Annotated in this window: 11 protein-coding genes and 1 pseudogene; 11 read left to right on the top strand and 1 reads right to left on the bottom strand. The window is 61.4% G+C overall.

Annotated elements, in window-relative coordinates:
• The first annotated feature begins 69 nt into the window (after positions 1 to 69).
• From BH682_RS33930 to BH682_RS37245, 8 genes and pseudogenes are all read left to right on the top strand, one after another.
• Positions 70 to 696, top strand: coding sequence for a TlpA family protein disulfide reductase (locus BH682_RS33930; RefSeq protein WP_030538068.1), 627 nt, complete (start codon positions 70 to 72; stop codon positions 694 to 696).
• Between the two features lie 115 nt (positions 697 to 811).
• Positions 812 to 2,351 (top strand): annotated as a pseudogene (gene istA, locus BH682_RS33925) (IS21-like element IS1415 family transposase).
• Positions 2,351 to 3,142 carry an IS21-like element IS1415 family helper ATPase IstB gene (gene istB, locus BH682_RS33920; RefSeq protein ID WP_003944771.1) on the top strand — a complete coding sequence of 264 codons (792 nt, stop codon included), beginning with the start codon at positions 2,351 to 2,353 and terminating at the stop codon, positions 3,140 to 3,142. Before istA ends, istB begins: the two are co-directional and overlap by 1 nt.
• Positions 3,143 to 3,288: 146 nt before the next feature.
• A complete protein-coding gene (locus tag BH682_RS33915) occupies positions 3,289 to 3,933 on the top strand; it encodes a TlpA disulfide reductase family protein (protein ID WP_011133459.1) in 645 nt (214 codons plus the stop codon).
• Positions 3,930 to 4,736, top strand: coding sequence for a cytochrome c biogenesis CcdA family protein (locus tag BH682_RS33910; RefSeq protein ID WP_011133458.1), 807 nt, complete (start codon positions 3,930 to 3,932; stop codon positions 4,734 to 4,736). Before BH682_RS33915 ends, BH682_RS33910 begins: the two co-directional genes overlap by 4 nt.
• 47 nt (positions 4,737 to 4,783) lie before the next feature.
• Positions 4,784 to 6,364, top strand: a complete 1,581-nt coding sequence (gene resB / locus BH682_RS33905) for a cytochrome c biogenesis protein ResB (protein ID WP_155277976.1) — start codon at positions 4,784 to 4,786, stop codon at positions 6,362 to 6,364.
• Between the two features lie 89 nt (positions 6,365 to 6,453).
• Positions 6,454 to 7,962, top strand: a complete 1,509-nt coding sequence (gene lnt, locus BH682_RS33900; RefSeq protein WP_231917504.1) for an apolipoprotein N-acyltransferase — start codon at positions 6,454 to 6,456, stop codon at positions 7,960 to 7,962.
• 6 nt (positions 7,963 to 7,968) lie between these two features.
• Positions 7,969 to 8,397 carry a PASTA domain-containing protein gene (locus tag BH682_RS37245; protein ID WP_080712824.1) on the top strand — a complete coding sequence of 143 codons (429 nt, stop codon included), beginning with the start codon at positions 7,969 to 7,971 and terminating at the stop codon, positions 8,395 to 8,397.
• Between the two features lie 294 nt (positions 8,398 to 8,691).
• Here the strand turns inward: BH682_RS37245 and BH682_RS33890 are convergent, their stop codons facing one another.
• Positions 8,692 to 9,018, bottom strand: a complete 327-nt coding sequence (locus BH682_RS33890; RefSeq protein ID WP_051720984.1) for a metal-sensitive transcriptional regulator — start codon at positions 9,016 to 9,018, stop codon at positions 8,692 to 8,694.
• A gap of 521 nt (positions 9,019 to 9,539) precedes the next feature.
• Here BH682_RS33890 and BH682_RS33885 point away from each other — a divergent pair.
• From BH682_RS33885 to BH682_RS33870, 3 genes are all read left to right on the top strand, one after another.
• Positions 9,540 to 10,382 (top strand): F510_1955 family glycosylhydrolase, encoded by an 843-nt coding sequence (locus tag BH682_RS33885; protein ID WP_030537778.1) that lies wholly within the window; start codon positions 9,540 to 9,542, stop codon positions 10,380 to 10,382.
• 7 nt (positions 10,383 to 10,389) lie between these two features.
• On the top strand, positions 10,390 to 12,315 hold the full coding sequence (locus tag BH682_RS33880) for a copper resistance CopC/CopD family protein (protein WP_030537779.1): 1,926 nt from the start codon (positions 10,390 to 10,392) through the stop codon (positions 12,313 to 12,315).
• A 612-nt stretch (positions 12,316 to 12,927) separates the two neighbouring features.
• Positions 12,928 to 13,506: a DUF305 domain-containing protein gene (locus BH682_RS33870; protein ID WP_019747379.1), complete on the top strand. Its 579-nt coding sequence runs from the start codon at positions 12,928 to 12,930 to the stop codon at positions 13,504 to 13,506.
• Positions 13,507 to 13,526 lie beyond the last annotated feature (20 nt).

The raw sequence follows: 13,526 nt of genomic DNA, 5'->3' as shown, positions 1-13,526 counted from the left end.
ATATGTCTACTATGCACAATAGTAGTTCAGTGTTGTCCCGGTTCACCGCACCACGCTTGGAGGAAGTGCATGCAGGCACAGTCTCGGTGGTTCCTGCTCTTCCTGGTTGTGATCGGTCTTCTCGTCGTGGCGATCTGGCCTCGATCAACGTCAACCGAGACCCATTCCTCGACCCGGCCTCAAGTGCCTCCGGCCGCCCAGGCAGATGAAGATCGCGTCGACTCGGGGTTTTCCTCGAAGTCCGCGGCAGCAGCGGTTCCCTGTCCTGTGGCCCCGGCAGTACCGCCCGCTGGAGGAGAACTCCTGGGAATCAAAGCGACGTGTCTTGGCGAGAATACTGTGGTCGACCTCGGTGCAGCGCTGTCCGGGGAGCCGACCCTGATCAACCTCTGGGCCTCGTGGTGCGGGCCGTGCCGATCGGAAATCCCGGTCCTGAATGACTATGCAGGTACTCCGGGCTCCATCCGAGTAGTCGGGATCAACGTCCAGGACGACATGTCCACAGCACTAGCGCTTCTCACCGCTGCAGGCGTGCACTATCCCTCGTTCGCTGCGGTCGACGACATCGGAATTGCGCTATCGGCGCCGCCAGTTCTGCCGCTGAGCTTTCTCGTCCAACAAGACGGGTCCGTCGAACAGATTACAACCCCCATGGTTTTCGAAAACACTGACCAAATATGTCGACGGCCATCGTAAGCTCCCCACTGGCGGCCATTTATGGCGCATTTTGTGGCCATGGTTTCTCCCCGCGTACGGCCAGATAGTTCCCCACCTGCTGTGAGTCAGATTCGGTCCCGGCAACGCTGGGTGGATGAAATCGAGCAGGGAGATCATGGAAATTTTGGAGGCGTACGACCTCACGGGTAGTTATCGGGCGGCGGCGGAGCTGGCTGGGTGTGATCACCACACGGTGGCCCGGTATGTGCAGATGCGCGCTGCGGGGCAGCCGCCGGACCGCCGGCGGCATCGAGCGCGGGCGATCGACGACTTTCTGCCGAAGATCGAGGAGTTGGTGGTCCGCTCGCAGGGCAAGGTCCGCGCGGATGTCATCCACGAACGGATCGTCGCGCTGGGGTTCACCGGCGGTGAGCGGACCACGCGCCGGACGGTCGCGGAGGCGAAGGCCCAGTTTCGGGCTGGTCGGCGGCGAGTGTATCGGCCGTGGGTAACCGAACCTGGGCTGTGGTTACAGTACGACTTCGGTGACGGGCCAACGATTTCCGGCCGGAAGACGACGTTGTTCTGCGCATGGTTGGCGTGGTCGCGATTTCGGGTGGTGATCCCGATCTGGGACAAGACATTGCCGACGGTGGCGGCGTGTTTGGATGCGACATTCCGCCGCTTGGGCGGGGTTCCGGTCTATGTCCTCACCGACAACGAGAAGACCGCGACGATCGATCACGTGGCCGGGATCGCGGTCCGCAATCCGGAGATCGTGGAGGTGGCACGGCATTACGGCACGACGCTGCGGACGTGTTTACCTGCTGATCCGGAGTCGAAGGGAGGAAGTGAGGCGACGGTGCGGATCGCCAAAGCCGACCTGTTGCCGAAGGAGGTGAACCTGCGCGAGCAGTATCACTCTTTCGGTGAGCTCGAGTCGGCTTGCCGGCAGTTCTGCACCGACGTCAACACCCGCGTCCACAGCTCTACTCGGCGGCGGCCGGTCGAGCGGCTGGCCGAAGAGTTGCAGCGGCTGCATCCGCTGCCGAAATCTCCGTTCACCGCGGTGTTCGGCACTACCCGGCGGGTGAACTGGGAGTCGACGATCTCGGTGGAAGGGGTGCGGTATTCGGTGCCGCACACGTTGATCGACACTCGGGTCTGGGCCCGCTTCCATGGTGAGGAGCTGATCGTGACCGCCGTCGACAATGATGGCGGTGCAGTCGAAGTCGCGCGGCACCGCCGCGGCCAACCCGGTTCACCGGTCCTCGACAACGACCACTACCCACCCCGCCCAGACCGCGACGCCGCCGACCGGGTGCCCAAGCCTCGTACCGCCGCCCAGCTCGCCTTCCTACAGTTGGGCCAGGGTGCCAACAGCTGGCTGGTCGAGGCTGCCGCCGCGGGAGCGCGCCGCATCAGGCGAAGATGGCCGAGGCCGTGGACCTTTCGAAGCTGCACTCCCCGGACGCAGTCGACAGAGCGTTGGGGACGGCGGCGATGACCGGCCGGTTCGCCGATCGGGACCTGATCTCGATCCTCGACTACCAAGTCACCCACGAACACGCTGATCCGGTCCGTCGCAGCGGAACCACACTCTGCAACCGGGCACCGCCGCCTGGTCCACCTTCGGCCAGACACCAGCGCCGGCCAGCCCAGCCACTACTGACGATGAAAGCGATGACGCCTGATGAGCACCCCTTTGCGCACTGTTACCAGCGCTAACGGCGACCCGTTGGCCGAGGCGATCGACCTGACTAAACGCCTGAAACTGCCCCATATCCGCAGGTCCTTGAGCGATATCATCCCGACCGCGAAAGCCCAACGCTGGGACCCCGCCGAAGTCGTGCGGGTTCTCCTCGCTGAGGAAGCCGCCGGCCGGGACCGGGCGAACCTGCACACTCGCCGCAAACGCGCGGGTTTCCCTACCGGCAAGACCTTCGGCGACTGGGACGAAACGAAATCGTCGATTCCCCGCGCCACCCAGGACGCGCTCCGCACCCTGGAGTGGGTCGGGCGGCGTGAATGTTTCTGCGTCTGTGGGCCTTCGGGAACTGGCAAGTCTCACTTCACCGAGGCACTCGGGCAGGCCGCAGTCGAAGCTGGGCTGGCGGTGTCTTGGTTCACCATCGAAGACCTCGGTGCCCTGGTCCGCCGGCACCGTGCCGACGACTCCATCGCCCGAGCCCTGACGAGGATCATCCGCTCCGACCTGATCATCGTCGACGACATCGGTCTGCTCCCGGTCTCTGAAGACGCCGCCGAAGGATTCTATCGCCTCGTCGACGCTGCCTACGAACGCCGAGCGATTGCCGTCTCGAGCAACCTGCACCCCTCCGGCTTCGACGAGATCATGCCCAAAACATTGGCCACCGCCACCGTTGACCGGCTCCTGCACCATGCGCACGTCGTCGTCACCGACGGCGACTCCTTCCGCCTCACCGAAGCCACCACCGGCAAGGGGGTGAAGCCCTTCAGCTAACCCAAATCAGAAAGCGGGTGGGGAAAAACAACTGGCCGCCACCGGGGAGAACCCGTGGCCACCAGCGGGGAGAACTACTGGCCGCCTACGGGGAGAACTTCGTGGCCATTGACACAAATACGCTCCGCTGTAAGTGAGTTGATGAAATGAATGCCCCCGCACTCCCTCGCAAATCGAGACAACGCGTACTCGGAAAACCGACCCGCATCCTCCCACTGGTCGCTATTCTCACTGCGATCGTCGTCGCCGCGAGTGGATGTGCAACCGGCACCGATGCAGTCGCTTCGGGTGCGAATTTCGATTTCGTGTCACCGGGAGGACAAACCGATATCTTGTACGACCCGCCCGAATCGCGAAACATGATCGGTGTATTGGCCGGACCTGACCTCATGGCCGACGGTAGCGATATTTCACTCACTGATTACGCCGGTCAGGTCGTCGTGATCAATCTGTGGGGGCAATGGTGCGCCCCGTGCCGGTCCGAGGCCGACGATCTCGAGCGCGCGTACGAAGCAACCGAAAGTCTCGGTGTTCAGTTTCTCGGGATCAATGTTCGGGATCCTCAACGAGACAAGGCCCAGGACTTCGTCGTCGACAACAGCGTGAGCTACCCCTCGATCTACGACCCGTCGATGAGAACTTTGACAGCGCTCGGCGGAAACTATCCGACAAGCGTGATTCCCTCCACCTTGGTGTTGGATCGCAGACAGCGCGTCGCCGCTGTGTTTCTTCGCGCACTTCTCACCGAGGATCTGCAACCGGTCATCGAGCGTGTGGCGGCCGAGCGGTGAACGAACTCGCCCAAGGTGTCGGGTCCAGCTTCCAGACAGCCGCCGCGAGCGGCCCGTTACTGCTCGCCGTAGCAGCGTGCATTCTGGCCGGTCTGGTGTCGTTCGCATCGCCGTGTGTGGTGCCGCTCGTTCCCGGATATCTGTCGTATCTGGCCGGCATTTCCGGAGCTGATTCTCCAGCGGTGACCCGTGGCGACGAGACCTCGGAACCTGCAGGCAGATGGCGGGTTACCGGCGCGGCAACGATGTTCGTTGCCGGATTCACCGTGGTGTTCGTTCTCGCCACCGCGTCGGTGTTCGGGGTGATCGGCACCCTTCGTATCAACGAAGACCTGCTCCAACGGGTGGGTGGTGTGATCACCATCGTGATGGGGTTGACGTTCATCGGCTTGATTCCTGCCTTGCAGAAAGACGCACGGTTCGCCCCGCGGCGTATCTCATCCCTTGCCGGCGCTCCCTTGTTGGGGGGCGTGTTCGCGTTGGGTTGGACACCGTGTCTCGGCCCCACCCTCGCTGGGGTTATTTCGGTTGCGGCCGGAACTGAAGGCACGACAGCAGCGCGGGGCGTGATACTGATTGTCGCCTACTGTCTGGGATTGGGACTTCCGTTTATCGTGCTGGCGTTCGGGTCGGCGAAGGCGCTCCGCGGCGTCGGGTGGCTCAAACGCCATTCACGGACGATTCAGATCGTCGGCGGAATAATGCTCGTCGCTGTCGGGCTCGCACTGGTCACCGGCGTGTGGGGCATGTTCGTCGGCTGGTTGCGCAACGAATTCGTCAGTTCGGTCGTGTTGCCGATATGACAGATAGCGCCACCGCGGGAGGTCGCATCCGTCGCCTCCCGAGACTGATGATCCGAGAAAGCGTTCGGCTACTGCGCCAGAATTGGCGCAGGTTGACGTCGATGAGTACCGCGCTCGTGCTCCTGTTCCTCTTGGCGCTCGCAGCACTTCCCGGTGCTATGTTGCCTCAGCGAAATCTCAACGTACAGAAAGTTTCCCAGTACATCGCGGCGCAGCCAACCCTCGGCCCGCTATTCGACAAGCTGGAGTTGTTCGACGTCTTTTCCAGCTTCTGGTTCACTGCGATCTATGTCCTGCTGTTTCTCTCTCTCATCGGCTGTCTGGTTCCACGCTTGCAGGCGCATCTCGGCGCGCTTCGGAGCCAACCTGTGCGAGCGCCTCGAAATCTGTCCAGGTTGCCTCACCATTTTCGCGGCGTAGTTGACATCTCGCATGACGAGGCCCTCACCAGAGTGCGGCAGTCGCTCAAGGGCTGGCGGGTAGCGGTCAGGTCCGAAAAGGATTCCGAGGTAGCGGTTTCCGCGGAGAAGGGGTATCTGCGTGAGGCCGGGAATCTGGTGTTCCACTTCTCGCTGATCGGGTTGCTCGTCACCGTCGCGATCGGCAAGTTGGTGGGGTACGAGGGTTCGGTGATCGTCATTGCCGACGGCGGCCCCGGTTTCTGTAATACGTCACCTGCCGTGTACGACTCGTTCCGCGCGGGAAGTGCTACTGACGGCACGGGTCTCGCGCCCTTTTGCATCAAGGTCAACGACTTTTCCGCAGATTATCTCGATACCGGTCAGGCCGAAATGTTCACCTCCAACATTTCGTATCAGAGCGGGCAGGATATCGCGACCAATACCTGGAAAGACTATCGTCTTCGGGTCAACGAACCGCTGCGTACCGACGGTGCCCGTGTTTATCTGACCGGCCATGGGTACGCGCCGCAGTTCACCGTCACTTTTCCCGACGGACAGTCCCGTACCGAGACGATGCAGTTTCAACCGGACGATGCGGTCACGTTCCTGAGCAGTGGGGCGTTGCGGTTCGATCCGCCAGGTGGATCGTTTCCGAATCCGGACGAGCGCCGGAAGAATCAGATCGCCATCGAGGGACTCTTCGCGCCGACCGCTTCCTTCAGCGGGACGCTTCTGACTTCGTCGTTTCCCGATGCGCGTGACCCTGCGGTCGCGATCGACATCTACAAGGGCGATACGGGTCTGGACACCGGCATCCCGCAATCGATCTTCTCGTTGAACAAGGAAATGATCAACCAAGGAAGGCTGGTCAAACAAGATCGTGTGAACCTCCGCCCTGGAGAGACGCGGACTCTCACCGATGGAACACAGGTTCGGTTCGACGGCGCCAAGGAATTCGCCAATCTGCAGGTGTCGTACGACCCTGCGCAACAGTGGGTTCTCGTCTTTGCGATCACGATGATGCTCGGACTTCTGATCTCGCTCGTGATCAGGAGGCGGCGAGTGTGGATCCGCCTACGCCCGGGGACGGGACCGGAGCAGGCTGATCTCGAACTCGGTGGACTCGCGCGGACCGATCATGCCGGCTGGGGCGGCGAATTCGACGATCTCTGTGAGAAATTGTTGACTGACCAGCGCAGTTCTCCTTCTACGAGAGCGGGCCTGTGAGGGTCCTTTCGGTCGACCGTGCGATCACTGCCGACAGTGAATTAGATGCATGCCTGAAGAGTGGTCGCCCCAAACGGCACCACGGTGGGATCGCTTTGCGTCTCGCTCTTTCGGTGGGCGCTGGGTGGCTGCTGTTTCTCAGCTTTCCGCCGCGCACGCTGTGGTTTCTCGCCCCTGTAGCCATCGCCCTGCTGACCGTCGTTCTCCAGGGGCGCAGTCTCCGTGCGGGTTTCGGATTCGGCTATGCCGCGGGACTGGGATTCTTCGTTCCCTTGCTGCCATGGGTCGGAGCGTACGTGGGTGCAACGCCTTGGTTGGCGTTGGCGGCGATTGAAGCGCTCGCGTTCGGAGTGTTCGGCGTACTGGCGGTGGCCGTCGGCCACGCTCCGCTTTCCCCGGTGTGGATTGCGGGTGCATGGGTCACCGCAGAAGCACTTCGTAGCCGAGTTCCGTTCGGCGGTTTCCCGTGGGGGCGTTTGGCCTTCGGGCAGGCAGACGGCCCGCTGCTGCCGTTGGCTTCGATCGCGGGGGCGCCAGGTCTTTCCTTCGTGACTGCACTGATCGGAACACTCATCGCCTGGTCACTGGCTGGGCCCTTGAATGTTCGATGGCAAGCATTGGCGAAAGGTGGCGCTTGCATCGTCCTCATCTTTGTGAGTGCATTGGTGACCGGTTCTCCCGGTGCCGCCCCTGACGAGGTCGTCACTGCGACCGTCGTTCAGGGCAACGTGCCGCGACTCGGCCTCGATTTCAACGCCCAACGCCGAGCGGTGCTCGACAATCATGTTGCCCGCACCGAACAACTCGCAGCTGAGGTCACAGCGGGCCGAGCAGCCCGGCCACGACTTGTCATCTGGCCCGAAAACGCTTCGGATATAGATCCTTTGACGAATCGGGATGCGGCGGATCGACTGGACCGAGCAGCCCGTTCTATCGGCGCCCCGATCCTGGTCGGTACGGTCCTGCAGGGCGAGCCAGGAACATCGATCAACAGTGCCATGGTCTGGGATCCGACGGACGGCCCTGGGCAGCAACACATCAAGCGGCAGCTTGTGCCCTTCGGGGAGTACCTGCCGCTCCGATCGATCGTTAGTGCGGTGTCGTCATATGCCGATTCTGCGGGCAATTTCGTTGCCGGGAACGGGAACGGCGTCGTCGACCTCAACGGAATTCAGGTAGCTGTTGCCACGTGTTACGAGGTGGCCTTCGACGATCTGGTGACCGAGTCCGTCAAGGCAGGAGCCACCGTCATCGCGGTTCCCACCAACAACGCGACCTTCGGCCGGACCGAGATGACCTTTCAGCAGCTGGCCATGTCGCGGGTGCGGGCGGTCGAACACGGCCGCAGTGTGCTGATCGCAGCAACCAGCGGTGTCAGCGCAATCATCACGCCAGCGGGTGTGGTGCGTCAACAGAGCGAGATCTTCACAGCACAAGCATTGACCGACGAGATCGCCGTTCGCTCCGATCTCACGTTGGCAACACGTGTGGGTTCGATTCCGGAACTCGCGTTGTCTGCGATCGTGCTTTCTCTCGCCGCTTCGGCACTCTTCAGAGGCATGTACCGGGTTCGGCGGGGTGAAAGAACGAGAACATGAATTACTATGCATGATAGTAATTCAGTGTCGGTGCCAGTGCACAAGCGAAACGAGTTCACCAATGACGATTTGTACGGCGGCAATGAACCTGCCCGAACGTGGTACAACGCGATGGGACCGATCGCGAGCAACTTCGGACCCATCACGCTACCCCCGCTGGACCAGAAATATGTTCGCGGTTCGGCCGGGGATCAGGTACCCGACGTGGTCGGGATGACCGAGTCCGCCGCAACATCTCTGTTGCAGAACGCCGGGTTCAAAGTGACGGTCTCCCTCACGTCAAGTCCGAGCGCGAGAGGGACAGCAACCGCGACAGCTCCGTCGGGAGCGGCACTTCCGGGCTCCACCATCACCCTGTACATAAGTGACGGATCCTCGACACCGAGCACCACCACGACGAGCCCATCACCGTCAGATACCCCAGGCCCACGATAAGCCCGGGTGCGCCACCATGATGCTTCGGCGATCCCCACCCGGTGGGGACTGCCACCGCACGCGCTCATCATGAACTCGATTCCCGTCGAGGACCTCGGATCCCGGTTGTGGCGAGCAGAAATCGCTCCGGAATACGGAACATGCGGAGTGCTTCCCTATGTGCCGCCCGCTCCCGCATTCAAAAAACATGATTCGATCGTAACTACATTCTAAGTAAATGACTTTCGATAAAACGGCATCGAAATTCCGCCCCACCGACTAGTAGATCGTTTCGGACATCAGATGGGAGGGTCCTCACGAATTCACGAGCCGTCTGATCGCCTCGGCGGCCTCCCTGATCTTGGCGTCGGATTCGGCGCCCCCTCTTGCGGCGGCATCGACGACACAATGACTGAGATGGTCTTCGAGCAATTCCATAGCTACTGCATGCAGCGCTTTTTTCATCGCCGATATTTGGGTAAGGATGTCAATGCAGCACCTTTCTTCTTCAACCATTCGCTGCAGCCCTCGCGACTGACCCTCAATACGCTTGAGGCGTTTGAGGTACAAGTCCTTTGCGCTGATGTATCCGTGGGTCGCATAGTCACGACGGCCTGGACCAACCGGATTAGTTGTGCCCACGAGATTCCCCTGGTCTCGTCGCCCGTAGTGGGCCAGACGCGAAATCACGTCGTCTCCATGGTGGGCGACAATCGATTGGACCTGCCCTGGCTACGGTGTAGTGCAGCAGTGGCACACACGAAGGCACGTTGAGCAGCATCCCGTCTGTATGGGCGCTTCGCCAACTGCAAGATCTCCGGGTAAGTGACCACACGAGAAGAACTCTCAATCATTCCTGCCACCAGGGCTAGGCAGTACCGCTGCACCCGCCCTGTGTTCAAACTTCCTGCCCACCGCCGGTTGCGCCACCAATGACGCGATGCGCCGTCATCCCGTCGACCCGTGCGTGGGACCAGACCAATTGCACCTCCCTGCCGTATCAGATCAGGGGCTTCGACGGCGAGCATTTCCCTTGCACTAGACCATTGCAGGGGGTGAATTCGCAGCCAGCCAACACCCTCATCTACTATGCATCTTAGTAGATAAGGTACCAGTCGCCCGGAAATGTTGCCATCCCTTCGAATACAGGACGAGACACCCAGATGCCCAATAGTCGTCGTGCGCGAACGTCCCCAATCGTGGGGCTCGTCGGCGCCGCTCTCATCGCCGTTTCTCTTGCGGCTTGTTCGACGCAGGGAAACGACGACAAGGCCGGCCAGTCCATCGTCCCGCCCATACCAGGGGTGGAGCTCACACCCGAACTTGACCATCTGCACGGGTTGCATATCAACGCCGATGGCACCATCTTGGCGGGTACGCATCGCGGACTGTTCGCGATCGGAGATTCGGGCGACACAGTGCGAGTGGGTGATTCCGACGACGATTTGATGGGGTTGGCGGGCGTGGCGGGCAGTGACACGCTCTTTTCCTCAGGGCACCCGGGACCGTCCAGTACCGCAGCCAACCCACTTGGCCTACGCACCAGCAACGACGGCGGCCGAACCTGGACGGATAGCTCGCTCGCGGGACAGGTCGACTTTCATTCTCTGGTTACAGATGGCACGACACTCGTCGGCTTCGACGGGGCCAGAGGTGTCACGGTGTCGAAGGATCAGGGAAAGTCGTGGGAATCCGGCGGTGCCCTGGGTGTGGCGTCCCTCGCTCTCACCGAGAGTGGGACATGGGCTGTCACCTCGTCAGGGCTGCAGTACAGCAGCGACGACGGGCGCACCTTCACAAAGTTCGCTGGAGCGCCGTCCATGGTGCTGATCGCGGGCTCCTCGGATGCACTGTGGGGGGTCGATCAAGATGGATTCGCCTGGCGGAGCAGGGAGGGAAAAGGCTGGGAGAAGCGCGCTAATGTCGGAGCAGTCGAAGCGTTGACTGCGGCGAGTTACGACAGCGCGTACGCGGCGACTTCTCAGTCTCTGTATGCCTTGAACTGACCTGAACATGTCGTTGTTCGTTCGAATGTTCCAGAGCATCACACTTGTGCTCGTTGCGGGAGTCCTTGTGGTTCTGGGCGCCGGCATCGCCAACGCTCACCCCACGCTGCTCTTTACCGAACCTGGCTCGGAGACTGCCGTTTCCGAGCCTCCGCAAGCCATCACCCTGATCTTCAACGAACAAGTCACCGCCGGGACCGATGCGATCAAAGTCCTGGACGGCGCAGGCCGTGAGAGCCCGATGGAGGCAGCAGAGTCGTCCAAAGGTGGCCGTGCAATCACTTCCCGGCTCTCGGATGCTCCGTCGCCGGGCACCTACACCGTCCGGTGGCAAGTGATCGGCGCAGATGGTGACCTCGTCGAGGAAGACTTTCGGTTTGCCGTCGGCCTCGCTTTGACCGACAGCGGCGGTGGCGGTGGCGACGACAGCGCCTCGACCTCGTGGACGGAAACCGTGCTCCGGTGGCTGCTGTTCGTCGGGTTCGCCCTCGCGCTCGGGACACTTGTCGCGGAGAGATTGTCGTCTGTACCGCACGCCGAGAACCCTTCGTTGAAGAAGTTGCGCACCTGGTTTCCGGCCGGCGCTTGTATTGCTTTGGTAGGTGTTGCAGGCCTTATGGTTTCGCTCGCCGCTTCGTCCAGCGTTGCTGCGCTATGGCAAGAACGTGCGGGCATCATCTTGCTCGTAGAGACGTGTGGGCTCATGTTGGCCTTGGCGCTGAAAGCCGCGGGGAGCCCCAGACTTGCGAGCGCAGCCCTTCTGCTGGTCATTGCCGCCGAAGGGCTGCGCTCGCACGCAAACGTCGTCGCTCCCGGATGGGGCGCGTTTCTCACCGCCGTTCATCTCGCGGCAGCGGCAATCTGGGTCGGCGCTTTGCTCCACACGGTTCGCACTGCATTCGCGTGGCGGGGTCAGCATGCCCCGGTTCGGTGGGTCGTGGCCGGTTACACACGACTTGCGCTGTGGACCTTCATCGTCGTCGTGACCACCGGTACGATCTCGGCATTGTTGCTGATCCCCGTTGCCGCAATGTTTTCCACCCCGTACGGGCAACTTCTGACGGTCAAACTACTCTTCGTCATCGCCGCCTCGGGTGTGGCGATATCTGCACGGCGGACGATGCGCAGAACTGAACAAGTGGGCAAACTGCGCAATCAGATTCGTATCGAGAGCATCCTCCTGATCTCCGTGCTCGCCATCAGTGCTGCATTAGTCTCGACGGCGCCTGCCAATTCACCCGCCCAGCCGGGACCACCTGCAGCCATCGGTCCGGTTCTGCCGCTGGGAACATTGGCTGGACAGATTGGGGTGAGCGTCGCCGCCAGCGAAGGGCAGCTGGTGGTTCGACTGTCGACTCCGCGCCGCGTCGACTACTACGCTCAGGAACCGGACCAGGAATACACCTTGATCGGCGCACTGCGGGCGAGCGGGCAGAACACTTCCCTTCCCTTGCGCGGGTGCGGATCCGGATGCTTCGTGGCGCAAGCCGATTGGCCACTGGGTGAAAGCATGCTCACGCTCGAGGCCGCGGCGACAGGGTGGCTGGGCGGGACGGTCAGCATGTTAATTCCATGGCCTGTTCAGTCCGGGGACACCGATCTCGCTCGAGCCGTAGATATCACCCGCACTCAGAAGAATCTGACCTTTTACGAATCGGTGACCAGTGATGCCGCAAACGTCGGACCCGAACCTCAGCAACTAAGTCTGTCCAGCGAGTTCTTCCTCGCCCAGGAGCCGTATGCGGACGGGACTGCGCCCATCGCGGTGCGCTTACCCAGCGCCGGACGGCAACTCCGTCTGGCATTGGGCTATCCGGCTGCGGGTATGAACGTACTGCTCGACCTCGACCAAACTGGACGAATAGTTTCCGAAACACTAAGCGATGCAAAACATCTCATCACCCGCACCTTCGTCTACCCCGAAGTGAACTGATGGGGGAGAACTGACGAGATATTCACGTCCAGTGAACTGTCACCGTGCAATAGGAACGGAAGCTGCGATGATCTCCCCTTACTCGTTCATTCACCCCTGCCAGTTCTGTCGCACCCGCGCACTGGCCGCGCCCAGGCCTTCGAAATTCCTACGGCATACGCAGGGTGACGAACCGGTAGCGGTGGCTCTGGCCTGCAGTCTGTTCAACCACTCATCCCCTGCTGTCGCTTGTCTTGATCACCGCAACCTTCTGATTGCAGGTTCCACCGTCACCTCGCTGGTCCTGCCCGGCGCGCACGACACCACGCTGATCACCGCGACAGTCGTCATCGAGCGCGAAGACAAGGATCATACCGGCACGCGTGAGTGGAGGGTTGCACGTTCCCCTGTTGCCGCAGACGTGCATCGTGCACGACACCTTGCCCCTACACAACCAACTGTCGGCGCTGCGGATACGACAGACGCTCATAGCGGAACTACTGACCATCCGAGTCGACGGCCCCTCCCCAGAAGAATTTTTTGCACAACAACACATTCCAGGAGAAAAATATGATGCTTACACGTGCTGTTTCCACACGTATCGCAGTCTCAGCGGGGTCTGCCGCCGGTCTGATGCTGATCGCCGGCTGCGGCGGCCATGACATGAGCCAAATGTCGAGCAACGACAGCGGAAACATGTCCAACTCCTCCGCGGCCTCGCAGCCCAACGGCGCCAACAGCGCGGATATGCAGTTCGTCGCGATGATGTATCCACATCACGCACAGGCCGTCGAGATTGCAAAGATGGTTGACAGTCGCACCACCAATCCTCGAATACTCGAACTCGCCGCTTCGATCCAAACCGCTCGCGGGCCCGAAATGGATCAGATTGCAGCGCTCATCGAACAATGGGGTCAACCTACGTCCGACGCCACCTCCCCTGTGGACTCCATGGATGGAATGGACCACGGCGGGGTTGATTCAGGAATGATGTCCCAGCAGCAGATCGCTCAATTGGAGGGGCTGCGCGATGGGGACTTCGACACCGCGTGGCTGAAGATGATGATCGAACATCACTCCGGCGCGATCGCGACGGCCCAATCGGAACTATCCGATGGCGACAACGCCGACGCCAAGCAATTGGCTACCGATATCATCGCCGCACAGCAGTCCGAGATCACCGCGATGCAAGCACTTTTGCAACAGAACTGATCCGGAAACTGGCGAGTGGC

Source organism: Rhodococcus sp. YL-1 (assembly GCF_001942025.1).
Lineage (GTDB): Bacteria > Actinomycetota > Actinomycetes > Mycobacteriales > Mycobacteriaceae > Rhodococcus_F > Rhodococcus_F qingshengii.
The sequence above is the reverse complement of the archived record's forward strand: the minus strand, read 5'-3'. Positions and strand labels throughout refer to the sequence as shown.